The organism is Vibrio sp. Vb0349 (assembly GCF_033338975.1).
This window is the reverse complement of record NZ_JAWOTS010000439.1, coordinates 1-1,047: the sequence shown is the minus strand read 5'-3', so window position 1 is coordinate 1,047 and position 1,047 is coordinate 1. Positions and strand designations below refer to the sequence as shown.

General features: G+C 41.4%; 1 protein-coding gene and 1 pseudogene. One reads left to right on the top strand and one right to left on the bottom strand.

Annotated elements, in window-relative coordinates:
• A pseudogene (locus tag R7Q47_RS26445) lies at positions 1 to 109 on the bottom strand (oxidoreductase); the annotation flags it as partial.
• A gap of 683 nt (positions 110 to 792) precedes the next feature.
• Here R7Q47_RS26445 and R7Q47_RS26440 point away from each other — a divergent pair.
• Positions 793 to 1,047: nicotinate-nucleotide--dimethylbenzimidazole phosphoribosyltransferase (locus R7Q47_RS26440; protein ID WP_318090284.1), on the top strand; the 255-nt coding region annotated here is incomplete at its 3' end.

Sequence of the window (1,047 nt, the reverse complement as noted above, 5' to 3'; positions counted from 1 at the left end):
AGTACAAATGAGAAATACCTGACTGAGCAATGAGGTTTTCGACCACTTTGCTGCCGACTAACCCAGTTGCGCCAGCGATGATTACGCAAGTGTTAACATCGTTTGTCATTGTATGCTTCCTCTTTAGAGAACAAGTGCTTAGGCATTAGTAGCTTATGCCAACGCGCTGAAAGAGCAAGAATAAGCCGCAACTCTCCATCAAATTTGTGCAGTGGCGAGCTCGATATCGCATGTTAAAAAAAGACCCGTTATTTACGGGTCTTAGGCTCAGGAGAGTGATAAGGGAATTGAGCGCCGGGTTTTGCGCTGCGGTTTGGGCTTGCTTCTCTTAGCAGGGCGACGACTTTGATTGGCAAACATAATTCTCTCTCCATTTTATTGGGACAAGTTAATTCAAGCATTTGTTGTGCCAATCGTTGAGTTTATTAGGTGTTAGACATGTTATAAATGCTTGGTTTTAGTCACTTTGGTTTGTTTTTTGGTTATAGATTTCAATGATTTGCTTGGTTGTATGGGCTTGGTTTTTTGTGCTGGATATCCAGGTGATATGTATTCGTATCACTTTTCTATTTATGTAAAAACAGCGGCCTAGAATCATATTCTTATCAATATGACAGTCAGAATGCTAAAAACATCAGCAAAAAGAGAAAATCAGATGAAATAGAATGAAAGAGGCGTACACTTATTCTCTCATTCGTCGTCAGCCTTTTATCTTGTCTCGTCGTAATGCATACGCAACTGTAGACAACGTTTCTATCGAACGAACACCAATTACTTGAAGGAATACCAAACATGGATTGCTCTTTTTCCGCAGATATTCAAACGCGCATTGATAACAAAACCAAACCCTTAGGTGCTCTAGGGTTGCTAGAAAAAGTCGCATTGCAATTAGCGTTGATTCAAAGCCAAGATCAAGCACAAGCCGTTGAAGAGATTGTTATTCGCAAGCCAACGATGTTGGTGTTTGCTGGCGACCATGGTGTTGCGAAAGAAGGCATTAGCATCGCACCGAGTGAAGTTACCCAGCAAATGGTTGCAAACTTCCTT